General features: G+C 39.9%; 17 protein-coding genes. 10 read left to right on the top strand and 7 right to left on the bottom strand.

Translation table 11 applies throughout. The annotated features are described in order from the left end of the window. Positions 1-68: 68 nt before the first annotated feature. Positions 69-1463 carry a glycerol acyltransferase gene (locus tag NG743_RS06570; RefSeq protein ID WP_027404324.1) on the bottom strand — a complete coding sequence of 465 codons (1395 nt, stop codon included), beginning with the start codon at positions 1461-1463 and terminating at the stop codon, positions 69-71. 219 nt (positions 1464-1682) lie between these two features. On the opposite strand from NG743_RS06570, the gene NG743_RS06565 reads away from it, so the two are divergent. After that, on the top strand, positions 1683-3491 hold the full coding sequence (locus NG743_RS06565; RefSeq protein WP_257121726.1) for a proline--tRNA ligase: 1809 nt from the start codon (positions 1683-1685) through the stop codon (positions 3489-3491). 258 nt (positions 3492-3749) lie between these two features. After that, complete coding sequence (locus NG743_RS06560) at positions 3750-5420, top strand: bifunctional serine/threonine-protein kinase/formylglycine-generating enzyme family protein (RefSeq protein ID WP_027404326.1); 1671 nt, start codon at positions 3750-3752, stop codon at positions 5418-5420. Positions 5421-5423: 3 nt separating this feature from the next. Here NG743_RS06560 and NG743_RS06555 read toward each other — a convergent pair whose 3' ends face one another. Then, on the bottom strand, positions 5424-6188 hold the full coding sequence (locus NG743_RS06555; protein WP_027404327.1) for a PDDEXK family nuclease: 765 nt from the start codon (positions 6186-6188) through the stop codon (positions 5424-5426). Positions 6189-7166: 978 nt separating this feature from the next. Here NG743_RS06555 and NG743_RS06550 point away from each other — a divergent pair. Continuing rightward, a complete protein-coding gene (locus tag NG743_RS06550) occupies positions 7167-7778 on the top strand; it encodes a GerMN domain-containing protein (RefSeq protein ID WP_027404328.1) in 612 nt (203 codons plus the stop codon). A 197-nt stretch (positions 7779-7975) separates the two neighbouring features. Here the strand turns inward: NG743_RS06550 and accB are convergent, their stop codons facing one another. Together accB and efp are read right to left on the bottom strand one after the other, a co-directional pair. Further along, positions 7976-8497: an acetyl-CoA carboxylase biotin carboxyl carrier protein gene (gene accB, locus NG743_RS06545; protein ID WP_027404329.1), complete on the bottom strand. Its 522-nt coding sequence runs from the start codon at positions 8495-8497 to the stop codon at positions 7976-7978. Between the two features lie 298 nt (positions 8498-8795). After that, positions 8796-9353 carry an elongation factor P gene (gene efp / locus NG743_RS06540; protein WP_193964979.1) on the bottom strand — a complete coding sequence of 186 codons (558 nt, stop codon included), beginning with the start codon at positions 9351-9353 and terminating at the stop codon, positions 8796-8798. Between the two features lie 287 nt (positions 9354-9640). Here efp and NG743_RS06535 point away from each other — a divergent pair, with 287 nt between their 5' ends. From NG743_RS06535 to NG743_RS06505, 7 genes are all read left to right on the top strand, one after another. Next, positions 9641-10744 (top strand): peptidylprolyl isomerase, encoded by a 1104-nt coding sequence (locus NG743_RS06535; RefSeq protein ID WP_257121725.1) that lies wholly within the window; start codon positions 9641-9643, stop codon positions 10742-10744. Between the two features lie 436 nt (positions 10745-11180). Beyond that, a complete protein-coding gene (locus NG743_RS06530) occupies positions 11181-11633 on the top strand; it encodes a PqqD family protein (protein ID WP_257121724.1) in 453 nt (150 codons plus the stop codon). 119 nt (positions 11634-11752) lie between these two features. Then, positions 11753-12799, top strand: coding sequence for a nucleotidyltransferase family protein (locus tag NG743_RS06525; protein ID WP_257121723.1), 1047 nt, complete (start codon positions 11753-11755; stop codon positions 12797-12799). 30 nt (positions 12800-12829) lie between these two features. Beyond that, positions 12830-13924 (top strand): phosphoenolpyruvate carboxykinase (ATP), encoded by a 1095-nt coding sequence (locus NG743_RS06520; protein ID WP_257121722.1) that lies wholly within the window; start codon positions 12830-12832, stop codon positions 13922-13924. A 37-nt stretch (positions 13925-13961) separates the two neighbouring features. Then, positions 13962-14678 (top strand): FkbM family methyltransferase, encoded by a 717-nt coding sequence (locus NG743_RS06515; RefSeq protein ID WP_257121721.1) that lies wholly within the window; start codon positions 13962-13964, stop codon positions 14676-14678. A gap of 78 nt (positions 14679-14756) precedes the next feature. Next, positions 14757-15371 carry a glycosyltransferase family 2 protein gene (locus NG743_RS06510; protein WP_257121720.1) on the top strand — a complete coding sequence of 205 codons (615 nt, stop codon included), beginning with the start codon at positions 14757-14759 and terminating at the stop codon, positions 15369-15371. A 340-nt stretch (positions 15372-15711) separates the two neighbouring features. Further along, positions 15712-16404 (top strand): glycosyltransferase family 2 protein, encoded by a 693-nt coding sequence (locus NG743_RS06505; RefSeq protein WP_257121719.1) that lies wholly within the window; start codon positions 15712-15714, stop codon positions 16402-16404. Between the two features lie 313 nt (positions 16405-16717). On the opposite strand, the gene NG743_RS06500 is transcribed toward NG743_RS06505, so the two are convergent. Genes NG743_RS06500 through NG743_RS06490 form a run of 3 tightly spaced genes read right to left on the bottom strand, consistent with a single transcriptional unit; the run spans position 16718 to position 20155 of the window. Further along, a complete protein-coding gene (locus NG743_RS06500) occupies positions 16718-17422 on the bottom strand; it encodes a glycosyltransferase family 2 protein (RefSeq protein ID WP_257121718.1) in 705 nt (234 codons plus the stop codon). Beyond that, on the bottom strand, positions 17419-18840 hold the full coding sequence (locus NG743_RS06495; protein ID WP_257121717.1) for a tetratricopeptide repeat protein: 1422 nt from the start codon (positions 18838-18840) through the stop codon (positions 17419-17421). Before NG743_RS06495 ends, NG743_RS06500 begins: the two co-directional genes overlap by 4 nt. Next, positions 18812-20155 carry a nucleotidyltransferase domain-containing protein gene (locus tag NG743_RS06490; protein WP_257121716.1) on the bottom strand — a complete coding sequence of 448 codons (1344 nt, stop codon included), beginning with the start codon at positions 20153-20155 and terminating at the stop codon, positions 18812-18814. The genes NG743_RS06495 and NG743_RS06490 overlap by 29 nt, the downstream gene beginning before the upstream one ends. Positions 20156-20195: the final 40 nt, after the last annotated feature.

Raw genomic sequence — 20195 nt, 5'->3', positions numbered from 1 at the left:
AGGATTTAAATCACACTCTTAATTTCTCTCTGCGCCTCTGCGCCTCTGCGCCTCTGCGTGCAAAAAAATCATCCCTTCTCAACCAAACCCTCCAAAACCTGCTGTAAATCAGTCGTCAACTCAGCCACCGATTGTCTAGCAGCAACGCGACTACCTTTATAAACCGCATAACGTTGAGAAATAGAAATGGGTTCACCCACAGTTATTCTCACCTGCTGCTTACCCAATTGTGGACGATTTACAGGAATATTCCCCTTAATTTTATTAACCATATCCCATAAAAGTAAAGTCATTTCAGCAAATCTTTCCACCGTTGGTTTTTCGCGGATATACATCCCAGAAACAGCCACAAAACTCTCAACCAATCTCATGTGCCACATCCGAAAATATGCTTCTTCAGCGATTCTATCTCCCAAACTTTTCTCAATGGGTGATAATAATTTAATATCCTTAAAATCTTCCCTAAATATATAATTCCAACCGGCTTGTTCTACCCGTCTACATCTATCATTCCAATTCCCCCTAGATGGTAAATCAAAATATTGTTCAGCAATAAATAAAGCAATATTCATCACAGCTTGTAAACGATAAGCTAAAGCTTCATTTCTATCTATAATTTCCCCATTAGTAATTTTTTCATCTGGTAATGTTTGATGATAAAACTTAGTATAAAATTGTTCCATTACCGCTAATAAATGTTCAGCCAAACCTAACAATCGGGGATAAAGTGCAGCCAAATTAGCCTCAGTTTGATCCTGATTCACAGATAAACCACTAGCCGCTTCTAATCCAGTTAACAAATTTGCTATATTATCCCAAGGCTGATTAACATAACTATATTTAATGCCAATTGGTACAATTAAAACTTCCTCATTTCTTCCCGCTTTTTGCAAATCTTCCGCACACCAAAAACCCATCTGTGCGATACCCGGTTCTAAGGGACTAATAATCTCCGATAAACCATTTGTAGCACCTTCTGGCGCAGCAGCCATGGGAAACTGACCATTGAGATACAAATCCCGCACCGAACGCAACCCAGTCCAGTCAGCTTTACCGCGTTGAATCGGAGTTCCCCCCAAATGGGAAATTACCCAACCAACTTGAGAACCAGCCCAGAGAGGAATACCCCGATCATAGATAAAATGGGCATGAAGGGGATATTGTAGCTGTGTACCCCCAACTCGTGTTACTTTAGGCAAGATTTGGGACAGTAAATAGGTTAAACAAAGAGGGTCTGCTGTTTGAGGATGACGAAACGCCAACATAAACCGAATTTTACCATCCTGAAACCGTTGATAGCAATCCGCCAAAACTTCAACATTGTCTGCTTCAATGTTGCTAATAGGTGTTTTCCAGCGAATCCAGTTAGGTAGAACTAGATGTACCAACTTTAACAACAAAGGGTTAAAAGCTGGCGGAATAAATTCTAAAGGTGGTTGTGCTTGATACATTGCTTCAGACACAGTAATCATCTCCTCAAGTTATAACAGGTGACAGGTGATACCAATTTTATGTGAGGCTGCACAGAATAACAATCATTCATATTTATCTGCGTTTATCTGCGTTTATCTGCGGTTAATTATTCTGAAAATTTTATTCTATGCAGCTTCGTTTTAATTTGGTATGACATAGGTTAATCTTCAATAATTAATTGGCAAAATTAGCAAGTAAAGGTAAAAACAATGCGATTATCACAAATGTTATTTGTTACACTACGGGATGATCCGGCTGATGCGGAAATCCCTAGCCATAAATTGTTACTCCGCGCAGGTTATATCCGTCGCATTGGTAGTGGGATTTATGCTTATCTTCCCCTAATGTGGCGGGTTTTGCAAAAAGTTTCCCAAATTGTCCGGGAAGAAATGAACGCTACCGGCGCACAAGAATGTTTATTACCACAGTTACAACCTGCTGAATTATGGCAGGAGTCAGGACGCTGGGACACCTATACTAAAGCTGAGGGAATTATGTTTTCTCTCGTTGATAGGAGGGAACAACAATTAGGACTAGGACCAACTCACGAAGAAGTAATTACCACAGTTGCCCGTGATATGATTCGTTCCTATCGTCAATTACCTGTACATTTATATCAAATTCAAACTAAATTTCGTGATGAAATTCGTCCCCGTTTCGGTTTAATGCGCGGACGAGAATTTATTATGAAAGATGGTTATTCTTTCCATGCTGATGAAGAAAGTTTGCAAAAAACTTACCAGGAAATGTATACTGCTTATAGTAATATGTTGCGGCGTTCTGGTTTGGCTTTTCGGGCTGTGGAAGCTGATTCTGGTGCTATTGGCGGTTCTGGTTCAACAGAGTTTATGGTCTTAGCCGATGCAGGAGAAGACGAAGTTCTCTATACGGAAGATGGTAAATATGCTGCAAACGTAGAAAAGGCAGTTTCTTTACCAGCAGCAGTGGAAACTTCACCTTTTACAACTTTTGAAAAACGGTCAACTCCGGGAACAGAAACTATAGACAAAGTTTGTAATTTCCTCAAATGTTCTCCTAACCAAATTGTTAAAAACGTTTTATATCAAACTGTTTATGATAACGGTTTAACTGTTTTGGTGTTAATAAATATTCGCGGAGATCAGGAAATCAATGAAGTTAAATTACAAAATGAATTAACTAAATTAGCTCCTGAATTCGGCGCTAAAACTATCCTCACTTTAACTGTACCAAATGCCGAAGCCCAAGCAACATGGCAAGCAAAATCTTTGCCTTTGGGTTACATAGCACCAGATATTAGTGATGATTATATTGCGGAAAGTAAACAGGTAAATTCTCAGTTTGTGCGGTTGGTGGATAAAACCGCTGTGGAGTTAAAAAACTTTGTCACTGGTGCAAATGAAGCTGGTTTTCATGTAGTTGGCGCAAATTGGGGTGAGCAATTTAAATTACCTGCACTAACCGTAGATATTCGTAAAGCCAAATTAGGCGATCGCTCTCTGCATGACCCAAATCAAACCCTACAAACAGCTAGAGGCATCGAAGCCGGTCATATTTTCCAACTGGGTACAAAATACTCTGAGGCGATGGGTGCAACTTATACCAACGAACAAGGGGAAGAAAAGCCTTTAGTCATGGGTTGCTATGGTGTGGGTGTGTCACGGTTAGCGCAATCAGCCGTAGAACAATCCTATGATAAAGATGGCATAATTTGGCCAGTAGCGATCGCCCCCTATCACGCCATCATCATCATTCCTAACATTAAAGATGCTCAACAAATCGCCGTTGCTGAACAACTCTACACAGAACTCAACCAAGCAGGTGTAGAAACCTTATTAGATGACAGAGACGAACGGGCAGGAGTAAAATTCAAAGATGCAGATTTAATCGGTATCCCCTTCAGAATCGTCACTGGCAGAGCCATTACAAATGGTAAAGTCGAAATAGTCAAACGCGCAAATCGTGAATCTCAAGAAATTGCCATTGACGAAGTGATCAATACATTGCAACAATGGATTAAAGACGCAATAGAAAGTTAACATTCAACTATTGTAAACTGGGTATTCTGAGACCAAATCAGTCGAATTATTCCCATTCCTGCTATCATAAGTTGTCTCAAACCCGTAGGGGTGGAGTCTCCCCACCCTAGACTGCATTTTATGAGAACAAAAACCACTGTATTTCATGAAATTACCAAAAATTTAAGTATTACAGAGAAACCCTTTAATCAATTAAAATAATTTTTACTTAAACTCATCCTATCATTATACTGAGATAATTAACTGCAAACCGGATTTATGAGTCAGTGCCTTAACCCCGCGTGTCTACAGCAAAACCCACCAAAAACTATCCTTTGTCAATCCTGTGGCAGTCAAATAGTGCTGAAAGAACGGTATCGCGCCATCCGCATTATTGGTGAAGGTGGTTTTGGGCGGACATTTTTAGCAGTAGACGAACAGAGATTAGATACTCACTGCGTTATTAAGCAATTTCTACCCCAACAATCAGGAAGTGGTGCGCTCAAAAAAGCCACAGAGCTATTTGAACAAGAAGCATTCAGACTCAACGATTTAGGGAAACATCCCCATATTCCAGATTTACTCGCATTCTTTCCCCAAGAAGGCAGACTTTATCTAATTCAAGAATTTATCGAAGGTCAAAATTTATTAAACGAACTGCGACAAAAGGGGAAAATTAGCGAATCTGAAGTAAAAAAAATCCTAATTGAATTATTACATATTTTACAATTTGTTCATAACAATAAAGTAATTCATAGAGATATTAAACCAGAAAATATTATTAAACATTCGCAAACAGGCGCTTTATTCCTAATTGATTTTGGAGTTTCCAAAGACGTAGGGAACAACGTTCTCACCAAACTGGGAACAGTTACAGGTACACCTGGTTATGCACCACCAGAACAATTTCGCGGCATAGTTTATCCCAACAGCGACCTTTATAGTTTAGCTGTAACTTGTATTCGATTATTAACAGGATATTTCCAAAAACCAGATGGTACTGATCCACTATTTGATTTAACAGTCATGCAATGGATATGGAAAAAATATATATTTGTGAATCATGACTTAGAAATAATATTAGATAAAATGCTGCAAGACTTACCCTCAAATCGCTTTCAGTCGGCAACAGAAATTTTATCAGTATTGCAACCACAGCAACTTTCACAAATAACCATTTCTCCTAATCACTCCCAGCAAGTCACTACAACAATTGTTTCCCCGAAACAACCCATAGTTTTTAGAGACAATTTAGGAAATAATTTATTTTTGGAAATGGTAGGTATTCCTGGTGGCACATTCTCTATGGGTTCACCAGAAGGAGAGGGATATAAAAATGAAAAACCTCAACATAACGTGACAATTTCACCTTTCTACATCGGAAAATACCCAATTACCCAAGCACAATGGCAAAAAATCGCCAGTTTACCGAAAATCAACATAGATTTAAACCCTAAACCCTCATACTTCCAAGGTGCAAATCTGCCAGTGGAAAAAATATCATGGTTAGATGCCCAAGAATTTTGTGCTAGGTTGGGGGAACACACAGGTAAAATGTATCGCTTACCTAGCGAGTCTGAATGGGAATATGCCTGTAGAGCCAAGACTACAACTCCATTTTACTTCGGTGAAGCCATTAATACAGATGTAGTTAATCATAATAACAAATACAAACAGACCACAGATGTAGGCGAATTTCCCCCTAACAACTTTGGTTTATATAATATGCACGGTAATGTGTGGGAATGGTGCGAAGATTTTTGGCATAGGGACTATACAAATGCACCCAATGACGGTAGTGCTTGGACTGGTAACGATAGCAAACGCATATTGCGCGGTGGTTCTTGGCTTCAAGAGGCTGGGAACTGCCGTTGTGCCTATCGTAACTACATAGTTGCTGGTGGCAGTAACTACGGTAGTGGTTTTCGAGTCGCGTGTTCTTCTGGGTGATTCCTAATCTCCAATTCCCGCATCTCGTAATCGTTTCTCCAACTCCGCTAACCGTTGTAAAGCCTGCTCTTTTTCTCGTCTTTCTTGTTCTTTTTCTCGTCTTTCTTGTTCCTTTTCTCCTCGTTCCTTCTCAACCGACTCAAACCCCCACAATAATAAATTACCCTCCTTATCCCACCAGCGCAACCAATAACCATCACGGTTTTCGCGCTTTCCTTGCCATACACCAATAAATAAATCCATTTCCCCTAACCAATAACGGTTATTTTCATCAGGGGAACGTAATTGATATTTTCCTGAACTTTGTAACCGATGAACTTCCAAAACACCCGTATCAGGTGCAAAAATTAGATAATTTGCAACTTCTAACACCTCTTCATAAAAAAACCATTTACCAGGGGGAAAAGTCCTTTTACTAGAATATTCACTCCCATTTGCGTCAGAAAGAAATTCCATCACCACAACCGGTATTTCACCCTGTTTGTGAGGAGTATAACTACGTTGTATTTGCTCTCTAGGCACAGTAATTTTGGGTATGTAAGCCCAATCAGGTGCTTTGATGACAATTTTGCCATTAACTACGGTACAAATGCCGTAATTGGTCGTAGCCAGGGCTGTTTCTGGGAGTTTCCCTGCCAGTTGCAGGCTTTCCGTCAGTGCAGCGGCTAAAGAAGGTTGATTAACATTATCCACTGGTTCATCTTCTAAAACAAAATCTTCAGGCAAGAGTTCCCAGGTAATCTTGTGGGTCGAAGCAGTAACAACCATAACAACCACAAATAAGGGATTGATTACTAATTATAGTATTTATCAATTCATTTTTTCGGGAAATTGGCCTTGAAAATTTGATTAATATAGCAGATATGTATGGTGTGTAAAGCTATTGAGGGCATGGCTACGCTTAGAGCGACAGCACAACGCACCATTATTGACAATTTAATGCCAAGTAGGTGAACACAATAAAACCAACCTGTGTAAAGAAACGTAAAATCGCTGAAAACTTCTTTACTCTTTACTCTTGCCTCTTGCCTTGCTATAACGACAATTTTCAACGCCAACCTACTTATTTGATTTGCTTACCATATTTTACTGAAGTCTAATTTAAAAGTTTTTTCAAGAAACCATAGGATTTAGATAAAGAGAAAGGTAACGGACTTGTAAAGATCACTCTACAATTGGAGTGGCAAGAGGCAAAACTAGCAATAACAGTTCATGTCCAGATCAAAAGCCAAGATTTGCACCGGGGAATAACGTTTATAAACAGGCTACTTATCTTACAAATACTATTTCCATCCTCAATCCAGTAGGTTTTATATTGTCAGTAACCCAGCCCTAAAGGAACTGAGCTTGCAAGAAATTGCAAGCTGTACTGACCAGACCACCCTAAGCGGCTTGCCCTGAGCGAAGTCGAAGGGAGTCTAAGGGTAGCCGTTATTTGAGTCACGACACCTCGAAATGCGTAGCCAGTTTCCCGCTCTGTCGCTGTAAGTTAAACAGTTCTAAGGTCACTGGAACAGTGCTTTCAGCCTAACAAGCTCTTATAACAGGTCAAGGCTAACATTACCCCAGAAATGGGAGTTGGTTTCCAGATTCCAATCAAAAATCTGGTTTTAATTTTAACATCCACAGCGGTCAAAACCGTGGTCAGTGAGCTTGTCGAACTGCTCGTGTCGCGGCTGGTGAGCCGCGTCGAACCATCCCTCTCAGGTCTAAAGACGCTGAGTTTCCCACTTACCGCGAGGTTTTATGAATAACCAACAAAGAACTAACGGCGTTTCTTCCGGTGTGATAGCAGCTATTTCCGCAGCAGTGGTAGTGGTAAGCGGTGGTGTGGCTTGGTTTTCTGCCCAAACGCCCAATCCTCCTACACCTGATAACTCTTCACAATCTATTAAACAGCCCATCAAGCAATCAACAACCCAACAGGGCAATCAACAGACTGCTAGTATATACTGGCTCAGATCCAAGGAAAATCACCTGGATTTAGTTCCCCAACCCTTTAAAGTTGCTGCTACCCAACCCAATCAAGTTTTAGAAGCAGCATTTAAAACTTTATTAGCCGGTCGAAGTGAAGGCACAGGCTCTACTACTATTCCCCCGGGTACTCAACTATTGGGACTCAAAGCAGAAAATAATGATATTCATGTGAATTTGTCTGAACACTTTACCGCTGGTGGAGGTAGCACTTCCATGATGGGGCGTGTGGGACAAGTTGTATATACTGCTACCAGCTTAAATCCTCAAGCCAAAGTATATATCGAAGTCAATGGCAAACTTTTAGAGGTTTTAGGGGGTGAAGGTGTGGAATTACAACAACCTCTCACCCGCGAAAGTTTTCAGAAAAATTATCCGCTTTAGTCAGTTGTCAGTTGTTAGTTGTCATTGGGAAAATTCTTTCTCCCCCCCTACTTCCCCAACTCCCCCTACTTCCCCAACTCCCCCAACTTCCCCAACTCCCCCAACTCCCCCTACTCCCCCAACTCCCCCTACTCCCCCTACTCCCCCTACTCCCCCTACTCCCCTACTTCCCCTTTTCCCTGTTCCCCATTTAATACTTAATCAGGGTTAATTCTCATTAAAGGCTGACCATATTCTACTGGTTCACCATTTTGAACTAAAATTTCCATCACTTGTCCAGAGACTTCGGCTTCAATTTCGTTCATGAGCTTCATGGCTTCAATGATACAGACACTTTGACCAGCTTTGACGCGATCGCCTACCTCCACAAACGCTGCTTCTCCTGGGGCTGGGGAACGGTAAAATGTCCCTACCATTGGTGATGGTACTTCAACTAATTTTTGATTAATTGGTGAAGAAGAATGAGGAGCTTGTGCGACTGAATTATCAACAACTTTATTGGTTACAGCCCCCTCAGTGGAACTTGGTAAGGCTGTAGATACCAACTGGGTTACACCAGCACTCACCACGCCACTAACTGTTCCTGGAGCATTATTGCTAAAACTGACAGCTTTTCGGACTGTTAGCTCAAATTCATTATTTTTGAGGGTAACTTCCGCAATATCTGTTTGGGCAATAGTTACTAATAGCTGACGGATTTCATTAAAGTCTAATGTCACAATTATTTTACCTCGACCTAACTGTTAAATTAAAATTCTAAGTAAGGCAGGGATTTAATCCCTCTATAAAAAAGGGATTGAAATCATGAGTACCAATTTTAGATTTTGGACTTCGACTTCGCTCAGTCGAACAAGTTTAGATTTTGGATTTTATGGCAACTTTCCAGGTAATCAAGAACTCAATTGACATGAATTAAACTTATGCCACAACAGGGTTTTACTCCTGACGCTGACTCCTAATTGCTGACTTTTGCTGTATTCCTCACTATTCCAAATTGGTATCAAAAAAATAGGAAAATTATTCCCTGCCTAAATACTTATCTTCTCTGGTATCAATCTTAATCCGTTCCCCTTGGGCAATAAACAAAGGAACCATGATAGTTGCCCCAGTTTCCAGGATTGCGGGTTTAGTACCACCTGTAGCAGTATCACCTTTGACACCGGGATCTGTTTGCACAATTTCCAAAACTACAGAATTAGGTAGTTCTACTTCTAGGACTTGTTCGCCCCAGCGAATCACGTTAACTTCCATACCATCTTTGAGGTACTTGACGCGATCGCCAATTTGCGCTGAAGTTAATCTACCTTCCTCATAGGTTTCCATATCCATAAAGATAAACTCATCGCCTTCTTTATAGGTATGTTGCATCGTCACTTTTTCCAAAGTTGCCTGGGGAACGCTTTCTCCAGCCCGAAAAGTTTTTTCTAACTGTTTGCCAGTTTGGACGTTTTTCAGTGTTGTCCGCACGAAGGCAGAACCCTTGCCTGGCTTAACGTGAAGGAAATCTACCACGCGCCAAACCGAACCATCTAATACAATTGAAACACCAGGTCGAAAGTCGTTACTAGAGATCATGAAACTTTCAAATTTTGCAAGACAATCGGCATTTATTGTACCCTTCCAGCGTCATAATTGGTTAGTTGTTATTTGTCAGTTGTTATTTGTCAGGGAAGAGGAAACAGGGAAGAGGGAACAGGCAAAATTAATATTTCTTCCCCTACTTCCCCTACTTCCCCTACTTCCCCTACTTCCCCTACTTCCCCTACTTCCCCTGCCTCCTCCATCCCCAGTCCCCCAATGTGGGAAGATAATCAATAAGTTACTTCCAGTCAACACTTTGATGCTGAAGAAAGGGAAATTTCATGTTGAACTTATTTAAGTCCTGGGTGAAGAACAGCCTAAAAATATTGCTATTAACAATATTTTTAGGCATAAGTACGGCTGGGTGGACTCCCGCTAGTAACGCTGGCTTACCAGCAGGAAACGCAATTACCGACGGTAAGGCTTTGTTGCGCTATGCACTGCCGATAGATAATCAACCTGTCCGTAAACTGCAAGCCAGTTTAGAGGATATTTCTAACCAACTGCGGGCAAATAAACGATGGGGTGCAGTTAATAATGACCTCAAGCAGGCATTGCGGATACTCGATAAACCTTCCCAAATATTAGCAAGCGTTCCGGAAGAACGCCAACCTCAAGCCGAAGCTTGGATGACTGAATTGAAATCTGGTATCATAGAACTGCAAGAAGTGGTTAAAACTAAACAAAAAGAACCCATTCTTGACGGAAGAGCTAAATTACTCAATCTTGTCAGCTTGTTAGAAGAATCAATGGTGACAAAATTCCCCTTTGAAGTTCCGGCTGAGTATAGTAACTTACCCCAACTGAAGGGACGCGCTAGGATTGCTTTCAAAACTAATAAAGGTGATTTGAGTGTAGTTGTAGATGGCTATAGCGCTCCCGTGACTGCTGGTAATTTTGTTGATTTGGTACAAAGAGGTTTTTATAACGGTTTAGAATTCACCCGTTCGGAAGAATCTTACTTTCTCCAAACCGGAGATCCTGTAGGTAAGGAAGTCGGTTTTATTGATCCTCAAACTGGCAAATATCGGGCTGTTCCTTTAGAAATTTTGGTCAAGGGCGAAAAAGAACCAACCTACGGTATTACTCTCGAAGAAGCTGGGCGTTATTTAGATATGCCTGTTTTACCGTTTTCGTCTTTTGGTGCGTTAGTTATGGCACGTCCAGAAAATGAAGCTAATGGTGGTTCTTCGCAAATTTTCTTCTTTTTGTTTGAACCAGAACTTACTCCCGCAGGACGTAATCTTTTAGATGGTCGTTATGCTGTGTTTGGTTATCTGACTGAAGGGAGAGAGATTTTAGATAAACTCAAAGCTGGTGACAAAATTGAATCTGCAACTGTTATTCAAGGCATAGAAAATTTAGTTCAGCCTCAAGCAGCTTAATTAATTATTGTTCGTAGTTGGTGCTTGATTACTAAAGTGCCAACTACAAACTTAACCGTTCACAGGGGGTGAGAAGTTATTAAAAAACCTGAAAGCTTTGTCTGTTGGGTTTTTCAGGCAACTTGACATATTAACGAATGGTTCTTAAATTGGCTAGAAAAGGATTTGCAAACCGATATAGAGATTTTGCGAATTTTAAATGACCTAAAAAAATCAAATCTATAACGTTTTTCATGCTGTTTTCGTGGAATTTCATATAGAGCGTTTTTTGTACCCCCCGTGAACGGTTACTTACTAGACGACCCTTATTCATCAATGCACTATTTTGTTATTCTGTCAATGCGTAAGTCCTAATTTTGTCAAAAAAAATTAGATGCTTTACCCCTAAAAATTTGGGTTATACTCTAAAAAAAATAATCAAATTGTAGGCATTTATATGGATAAAAACCAAGTATTTCAAGTCAATAGTCCTAAAATTGTTTCTGAAACTATTGATGGAGAAGTTATAGTTGTTAATATCGATCGGGGTTACTATTACAGTCTGCTAAAAACTGGTGCAGATTTGTGGAGTTGTATCGAAGGTCATCTTGATTCGCAGAGTATGATCCAAGAAATTGGAAAAAAGTATGATGGCAGTATCGAAGAGATAACTGCGGCAGTTGATGAATTTCTGGATAAATTGCAACATGAAGACTTAATTATTGCTAATACCATTATTATTACACCTGGAGCTATTAATCATCAGGAATCAGCTACCGGTAATGAAAAGCCCAAATTTGAGAAACCGATTTTAGAGAAGTTCACAGATATGGAAGATTTACTTTTACTCGATCCTATTCATGAAATAGATGTAGATGCTGGATGGCCAAATGTGAAACCAGTTTCATAGTGCAATACTGTAACCAAAACCCTGAAATCCTATTGATATAGTCACGATTTTATTGGATTTCAGACCTAGTTTGGAAAATTGGCTACAGTATTTTAATGAATACAATATATTGATTTTACATGAATTTAGACTTGCTCGATGGCGTAGCCGCCCGCCAAGGGCTTCGCCTGGCTTACTTTGATAGTTATCGACTAGAACTGTCGCACAAACAATTACTCAAAGCCACACTGTTAAAAGAGCAGGCAATGTTAACGGCTTGGCAAGATTGGCGCGATTCAGTTGATATAGAAACTTTAGATGCTAGTTCCTATTCATTGCTGCCACAACTTTACCAAAATTTATTAGCTCATGGCGTTGATGACACTGAGATGTCCAGGCTAAAGGGGATCTATCGCCGCAATTGGTATGCTAATCAATTGAAGCTCAAGTCCCTAAAAGCAATATTGTCTAGTTTAAAGGATATTGGTATTGAGGCGATTGTGCTGGGGGATGCTGCTTGGGGTGGGATAGGTAAAAATAAAATTGAGAATTATCGATCAATTTCTAGCTTCCATCTCTTGGTTGATGGCAATTATTTAGAGACAGCAATCGAGCATTTGATCTCGCTTAATTGGCATAGCGTTGATGGGACTACCCAACAATTTAGGGAATTACGCAACAATTGTGATTCATCGCTGAATTTACCGCTTTATTTGCAAGGACATCTGTTTTGGGCAATTCCCCAAGACTATACAGATGGGCAGGTGTGGCATTATGCGACTGCGGATTGGAGCAATGAAGCAGGTTGGCATCTGAGTCCAACGGATCAGTTCCTGGATGGATGCGCGCGAATGTTTTTTAGACAGCGATTGCCCAAATCATCGAATCCACAAATACACAGGATTGCAGATGCTTTCCTGTTAATTGCGAATCTCCCAAACAACGATTGGATCAGGTTGATCACACAAGCACAACGATATCAAATGATCTTGCCTGTGCAGAATATGTTGCGGCTTTTGCAGCAGTTAGTTGCATTAGAATTACCAACGTGGGTATGGCCGGCTCTCTGGCAAATGCCGATCGCCAATATGGAGTGGCTAAAGTATCGAGTTTTGTCCGGTGATCGCCGTTCTCTGATGCGTTCAACCATTGTGCAATCGCTACAACTGTTGACTCTTTCAAAGTAATTGTTTCTTAACTAGATTTCAGTGATTTTTATGTACCCTAACCCTGATCTGAGTATTGCTGAGAGCGATCGCCTTGCTTATTTCCAACTGGTATATACAGGCTTTGAAAGAGCCGCTCAGATTGCTGGCGAGGTGCAATATTTTTATACCATCGGTAAGTATAATCTCTGTCTAAGGTTTGCAGGAGAGGGGCTGATTCCCCAGATTACCCCTGCATTGTCCCATTTGGCGATAGCCCCAGTTCCCCAGCCCCATCTAACGATTTGCTTATGGGATAATACCTCAACTAAAACACAATTGCCATTATTAATTGATAGCCTGTTATCCCTAATTAGAAGACATTGGGCAGATTATCTCGGTCCACGCAAAGAGATCAAAGCCTATGATGGCGATCGCATTCGTTCCAATTTTCATATCGGTCCGAATATTCTCAGTGTCCTAGATCGAGAACAGAATTTAGCTTGTTATTGGATTGATGATGCTAAAGATATTCCTTATTGGGAAAAAGGATCTCCTCTGCAAACCATTTTGAATTGGTGGACAAGCGATCTCCAACATCAATATGTTCATGCAGGGGCGATCGGTAATCTGGATGGGGGAGTTTTAATTGCAGGAAAAGGTGGTTCTGGTAAATCCTCTACTTCCCTAACTTGTATTAATAGTTCACTCCTCTATGCCAGTGATGATTATTGTTTACTTTCCACTGATCCCAAGCCCTATGTTTATAGCCTTTACAACACCGCCAAATTAAGAGGACAAGCGGATCTAGAACGATTTCCCCATTTAGCGGATCTCATTGATAATTGCGATCGCTTAGAGAATGAAAAAGCAATGCTATTTTTACATCAACACCATCCGCAAAAAGTTGTACTAGGATTTCCGATTAAAGCGGTTTTAGTTCCCCAAATTACCGGGAAATCAGATACCGACATCCGTCCTATCAGTGGGGGATTAGCCTTACGCGCCCTAGCTCCTAGTAGCATCTTTCAATTAGCTGGTAGTGGACAAACAGCATTAAAAATCATGTCAAATTTAGTTAGACAAGTTCCTTGTTATGTTTTGGAACTTGGCACAGATATGGTACAAATTCCCGATGTAATTCTACGTCTACTATCGCAAATTTAAATCTGGGTAACTTAAACTTAAAAGAGAAGTCTATAAAATGGGGTATCTACGGCGAAAAATGATTGAGGGCTTAACTAGATTTGTACCGACAATTCTTCCTGCCCAAAGGCAATACTATAACGAAACCAATAATGATCGATGGATTGCTGAATATGTCTTTCCCAATAAACAGGACGGTTATTTCTTAGAGGTTGGAGCAGCGAATGGTAGAGAAGTAAGTAGTTGTTATGTCCTTGAGAAAGAGTTTGGATGGAAAGGAATTTGTGTTGAACCGAGTGATTACTTTTTTGAGCAATTGGTTCGCAATCGTCCCAATAGTATTTGTGAGCAAGTCTGCTTATCCAATCAAGTAGGAACTGTAACTTTTATCGAAGGCAGCGATGAGACGGTTAGCCCTTATTTAAGCGGCATCAAATCGAACTTAGAAACAGTTAAGTATCAGGGGAAAGAGGTTGTCGCTAAAGGCAAAGAAGTTAAAAAGGAGGCAGTAACCTTAGAGGTGCTGCTTAAAAAATATCATGCTCCTCAAGTGATTGATTATGCTGCTTTTGATATTGAGGGCAGTGAATTGGATGTTTTAGAAGTTTTCCCCTTTGAGTCTTATGTCTTTCTAGCTCTGAGTTTGGAATGTGATGGTTCTATCCGTTTACCCATTTCTCAGTTATTAGAATCCAATGGCTATCAACGCGCTAAAAATCCATTTAATCGGGATAAACCTTGGGAAATGTATTGGTTACATCAGAGTGTTTACTAGTTTGGTTACTCTTAAATATCTGTGAGCAGATTTTTGGTATTATCTTGACATTTGTATCCTAACAGTTTTTGGGCATTAATGAATAATTTACCTTTAGTAACTGTCATTATCCCTGTATATAATTACGCCAATTATATAGGCGCAACACTTGATAGTGTATTTGCTCAAACCTATTGCCCAATCGAAGTCATTGTTGTGGATGATGGCTCAACAGACAACAGTGCTGACATTGTACGTGGTTATCCAGAAGTACAGTATTTTTATCAATCAAATCAAGGTGTGTCAGTTGCTCGCAATGTGGCGATCGCTGCTGCTAAAGGTGAATTTATCGCATTTTTGGATGCAGATGATCTGTGGAAACCTGATAAACTCAGTCTTCAAATTGCCTATATGCTGGAAAATCCTCATATTGGGATTACAGGTACAAAGGCGATAAATTTCTTAGAATCAGATACTCAACTTCCCCCTTGGCTGAAAAATAATCCCACTTGGGAAGAAGAAACAGCCATCATTCCTAGCACAATAGTGGTTCACAAATCTGTTTTTAGTCAAATCGGGGTTTTCTCTCCTGATTATCGTGCCAGCGAGGATACAGAATGGCAATGGCGAGCTAAAGATGCAAAGATCCCCATGTTTAAGATCAATGAAATCCTAACATTAAGACGATTTCACGGCTCCAATCTAGTGTGTTAATTCTGTGAATCCTTTACCCGTAAGACTTCATGCAAGTTCCGTGTCAGAAATATTTGCGGATTTAAGGTTTCAGGCTTTCAGGGATTCTTTTTTCTATCACACTTTCTGCATGAAGGAAATTTCTGGTTTGTCTGTCAAAATTAACACACTAGCTCCAATCTATCATGGCTGATGGCAGGAACTCTAACACATCGGAGGTGGAGAATTATGAAGGAATCGATCGCTCGTAAAACCCAAGCTCGATGAGCTAATCTATTTTATTCATTCATAGAATTAAACATCTTTCAACAGAATTTTAGCATTATCTTGAGATTCGTATCCTAACAGTTTTTGGGCATTAATGAATAATTTACCTTTAGTTACTGTCATTATCCCTGTATATAATTACGCTAATTATATAGGCGCAACACTTAACAGCGTATTTGCTCAAACCTATCACCCAATCGAAGTCATTGTTGTGGATGATGGCTCAACAGACAACAGTGCTGAAATTGTGCGTGGTTATCCAGAAGTACAATATTTTTATCAATCAAATCAAGGTGTATCCGTCGCTCGTAATGTGGCGATCGCCGCTGCAAAGGGTGAATATATTGCTTTTCTGGACGCAGATGATCTGTGGAAACCTGATAAACTCAGTCTTCAAATTGCCTATATGCTGGAAAATCCTTATATTGGGATCACAGGTACAAAGGCGATAAATTTCTTAGAGTCAGATACTCAACTTCCCCCTTGGCTGAGAGATGATCCCAATTGGGAAGAGGTGACAGTGATCATTCCTAGCACAATGGTGGTTCACAAATCTGTTTTTAGTCAAGTTGGAGATTTTTCTGTTGATTATCCTGTCAGCCAGGATACAGAATGGCTATGGCGAGCCAAAGATGCGAAAATTCCCATGTTTAATATCAATGAAATCCTGACATTAAGACGATTTCATGGCTCTAATTTATCATGGCTGATGGCAGGATCTTGCAAATCTGAGATGTTTAAAATGATCAAGCAATCGATCGCTCGTCAATCGCGCCAACCTGAATGAGCTAATCTATTTTATAGACAATACCTTGTCTATTTCCTGCTTTGTTGGGTTAAGCGAAATTCATAATCATTATCCAGTTCATGCTGTAGAGATGTGCCAATGTTCCCAGCCGCACCGGTTAATAAAATCAATTTCTTTGTTGTCGATGTTGTTGATTGACGGGTTCTCAAAAAGTCAAACATAGTAGTACAACACGGCGTAAATAAACCAACCATTCTAAATCGTTAAAAAGCCTATACTGTCTTCGTTTTGACTTTTGACTTTTGACTTTTGACTTTTGACTTCCGCCCTGCGGTAGTAGTGCTGTCGCCCCTCAAGATTCTTCGTTTAAAACTCTCTGTTCTGCACGTTCTCGATCTAGCTTGGCTTTGATTAGGTGCAGTTGTTGATTTGCGTATTGACGTTCTGTAATTCCACTATTGCTTTCATGTAGTCGGCGGTAATAGACCACATCTGGAATTGTAATTTGTTGCAGTTGATGTTCCATCGCCGAGATATACCAACTTATATCAATACCTGTTTTGAGATTGGTGTCAAAGTTTCCCACTCTCAAGAAAGCCGATGGCTTGATTAATATTGCACTAGATAGATGCGCCGCGATTGGTTGTTCTGGGCAGCGAATCCTGTTTCTGAAGTTTTCATCTAGTTCTGGGCTATAAAAATTTTGAGCATAGCCAAAGACTGCTTCTATATCTAGATTAGTATCAAAGATCGCCATTTGTTTTGCTAGTTTGTCCTTAACCCAAATGTCATCGGAGTCGAGAAAGGATAAAAACTCACCGCTTGCCATTGCAATTCCTGTATTTCTAGCAGCACCGATGCCACCATTGGTTTGATAGTGATATTTCAGGGGATAGCTTTGGGCTATTTCGCCACTGCGATCGCTCGATCCATCATCAATCACAATCAACTCAATGTGGGTATAGGTTTGGTCTAGAACACTTTCGATAGCTTCGGCTAAATAGCGCTCTCGGTTATAGCAGGGAATAATAACACTAACTAAAGGTAAATTCATCATATTGATTTATATACTTCACTATTACAAAAGCTATCTAGAAAATAATTTGCTGATAGTTGATCACGAGTTTCGCAGGACTTGAGATATTCATGAGTTTCTAAAATGAGTGCCATATCCAATGCTTTTTCTGCTGCTTCTTCTAGGGTATGGAAATACATCGGATAGTCTTCGCCTAGATATTCTATTACACTAGGAATAGGATTAACTAGCAGTGGTGTGGCACGAGCAATACATTCAATAATGGCATTATTTGCACTAGAGTCATACAAATCCACAAAGGCGATATTCATCGAGAGCAGATCATCATAGGCATCGTCGGGAATATGTTTAATAACAGTTGTATTCTCAAGATAAGCTGGATCAACTTGAATTTTATAAATCCTCTCCTCTATTTTCATTAGTTGAGCTAATATTGTTTCTGATGATTCAAACAAAAAACCTAATCTCACCTTTTCGTAACCAAGAGAGTTACCTTTAGCTAGAGGTAATTGATAAATTGAATGTAACTTCCGCAACCACCAACCAATCTGTACTACTTTTTTCTGAGGATTGGCGAGAAATTGATGAAAATCAAATTGTTTTTCGGGAATCTCAGTGGGATGGATTAATACCGAAACCGGTTTACCTGTTTCTTTCCGCAGCCAATCACCATAATAGTGAGATAGTGCAAATAATCCCACGCAGTGAGGCAAACTATCTTGCCAAATTTGCTTCTCAAATATTTTTTGGGGCGATCTGTGATAATGGAACCAGATGGGCATCTGGTGGGGGTTGTGCAGAAATCCCACCCAAGGAGTTTTATAAGGGACAATGCCTTTTTCTTCTGAGTTCGCTAAACTCTGGAAAACTCCATCAGCCTGCATTTTTGCTAAGATCCGGGGCGATCGCTGACCGATGTGATGATGTTGAAAGAGAAATTGATCTTCTAGGAAGCCATCAAACAAAATACCTTGGGGATTGTGTAAAGAACTTAGCGCTTGAATTGCAAAATTCCAACCACTACGATGAGGAGCAAAAACTCTTTGTTGTCCGAGATTAATTTTTCCTCTGGCTATACCTTGTAGTTTTTCAGTAGGAAAATAAAGATTTTCTGCTTTTTTATCTGGAATAATTTGTGTGGAATTGCTGGGTTTTCGCCAGCCCAAAGATTGATAATAAAAAGAAAGATCAGTGGCATCAAAGTCAATAGCTAAAGCTTGTTCATAGTAATCCATCGCTTCTGCTGTCCGTCGTTGCTTGAGCATTACATTGCCCAATTGTTCATAGGCAGGCAAAAAGTCTGGTTTCAGTATTAAGGTTTCCTGATAGCGAGCGAAGGCATTTTCCAAGTCACCGCGCAGTTGCCAAGCATTTCCTAATTTAAATTTGGTTAGTGCTGGGTTGTCTTGGTTATTGTTTTTGTTTAGTTCCAGATTCATATATTTCTTGCAAAGTGTATTTCCATAATATGCGGATGGGACGAACAAAGTAATACAGAAAAAATAATTGCTGAGGAAGTCTTAAAAATTCATGATCGTGTTCATTCGGTACACATAATCTCTTCATCAGAAAATACAGATATAATAAACTCATTGAAACGGCTTCATTAAGCCACGAACGATTTAATGAACTATCTAGTGTTTTTAATGGTGAGATATATCCTAAATACAAACTGCGGATAGTAGATATAAATCTACTTTCATAAAACGCTTGGTATAAAGTGCTATCTGTCTTACTCTCTAGAGAATTGAACAGTCCGATTTGTGTGTCCAGTAATTTAATCTGAATAAATTTTGATACAATATAATCTGGTACAGAAATATTGAAGAGATTTTGGGTTATGTAGATTCCCAGTAAAAATAGTTTCTCACACCGCAACTCTGAAGATAGTCGCAAAGTTAAGTGCCAATCTAAATCCGGATATGCTTGGATCACTTGGGCAAGATCACAAATTTGTTTAAGCGATTGCAACCACTCATAATCCTTGGCAATATTAACACTTTGAATAATTAATGCTATTTCTGGAATGAAACTTTTGATAGATTGACCCATGAGTGTCATGGGCTGACAATATTCCCAAAGGCGATCGTAATGGTTCGGGTTCCAAGTCCGTCTAGGTGGAATACCCCAATGTAAATCAATACTACGTTCTAGGTTGCTATGCAGTAATGATGGCTCAAATCTGGCGTTAAACATCTCTGCTTCCGGGGCTTTGTAAGACAGAGATATTTGCAAACTTGTCTCGAAGGCATCAATTTCAGCCTCTTCTAAAAAATTAGACTGATAGCCTTGACTAATTAAAACTGCTTTGGCTTGCCAAAAGTCCCGTCGCTGCACCAAAATATCAAGATCATTAAACTGGCGCAAAGTCAGATTCCCATAAGCTGATGCTGCCAGTGCTGCTCCCTTAAAAGCGATCGCCTCAATTCCTGACTTTTCTAATTGCGTCAAAATCCTTAACAGTTCTTTAGTTTGAGATAAGTTATTCAATCCATTCATGCGATTGAGTGTTTGCAGTTGCCGCATTACCGAGGGCGGGACATCATCAATTTCTTTCAGACTTTTATACAGCAGAGGCATTACACCCTGAGCGATGCTAATTTCTATCAATTTAGACCAATTGAGATCATCTGTTAGTAAGTCCATAACTGCGTTAACAGTCGTGGTGTGAAAATGGAACTTGAGACAAGTAACTAAAGCGATCACTTCCGGAGATAAAGTATTTTTATGAGTTTCAGATACTATTTTATACATGATTTCCTAATACAAAAAAATCTGATTTCAGGATAGCGCC

It is taken from the genome of Dolichospermum heterosporum TAC447 (assembly GCF_024584745.1).
In the GTDB taxonomy this organism is placed as follows: domain Bacteria; phylum Cyanobacteriota; class Cyanobacteriia; order Cyanobacteriales; family Nostocaceae; genus Dolichospermum; species Dolichospermum heterosporum.
This window is presented reverse-complemented; position numbering and strand designations above follow the sequence as displayed.

Excerpts from the sequence above, each read along its gene's own strand:
- NG743_RS06555 (WP_027404327.1), bottom strand. The coding sequence starts at position 6,188 with ATGGTTGTTACTGCTTCGACCCACAAGATTACCTGGGAACTCTTGCCT.
- NG743_RS06530 (WP_257121724.1), top strand. The coding sequence starts at position 11,181 with ATGGATAAAAACCAAGTATTTCAAGTCAATAGTCCTAAAATTGTTTCT.
- NG743_RS06520 (WP_257121722.1), top strand. The coding sequence starts at position 12,830 with ATGTACCCTAACCCTGATCTGAGTATTGCTGAGAGCGATCGCCTTGCT.
- NG743_RS06560 (WP_027404326.1), top strand. The coding sequence starts at position 3,750 with ATGAGTCAGTGCCTTAACCCCGCGTGTCTACAGCAAAACCCACCAAAA.
- NG743_RS06535 (WP_257121725.1), top strand. The coding sequence starts at position 9,641 with ATGTTGAACTTATTTAAGTCCTGGGTGAAGAACAGCCTAAAAATATTG.
- NG743_RS06495 (WP_257121717.1), bottom strand. The coding sequence starts at position 18,840 with ATGAATCTGGAACTAAACAAAAACAATAACCAAGACAACCCAGCACTA.
- NG743_RS06505 (WP_257121719.1), top strand. The coding sequence starts at position 15,712 with ATGAATAATTTACCTTTAGTTACTGTCATTATCCCTGTATATAATTAC.
- NG743_RS06500 (WP_257121718.1), bottom strand. The coding sequence starts at position 17,422 with ATGATGAATTTACCTTTAGTTAGTGTTATTATTCCCTGCTATAACCGA.
- NG743_RS06525 (WP_257121723.1), top strand. The coding sequence starts at position 11,753 with ATGAATTTAGACTTGCTCGATGGCGTAGCCGCCCGCCAAGGGCTTCGC.
- NG743_RS06490 (WP_257121716.1), bottom strand. The coding sequence starts at position 20,155 with ATGTATAAAATAGTATCTGAAACTCATAAAAATACTTTATCTCCGGAA.
- NG743_RS06550 (WP_027404328.1), top strand. The coding sequence starts at position 7,167 with ATGAATAACCAACAAAGAACTAACGGCGTTTCTTCCGGTGTGATAGCA.
- NG743_RS06565 (WP_257121726.1), top strand. The coding sequence starts at position 1,683 with ATGCGATTATCACAAATGTTATTTGTTACACTACGGGATGATCCGGCT.
- NG743_RS06510 (WP_257121720.1), top strand. The coding sequence starts at position 14,757 with ATGAATAATTTACCTTTAGTAACTGTCATTATCCCTGTATATAATTAC.
- efp (WP_193964979.1), bottom strand. The coding sequence starts at position 9,353 with ATGATCTCTAGTAACGACTTTCGACCTGGTGTTTCAATTGTATTAGAT.
- NG743_RS06515 (WP_257121721.1), top strand. The coding sequence starts at position 13,962 with ATGGGGTATCTACGGCGAAAAATGATTGAGGGCTTAACTAGATTTGTA.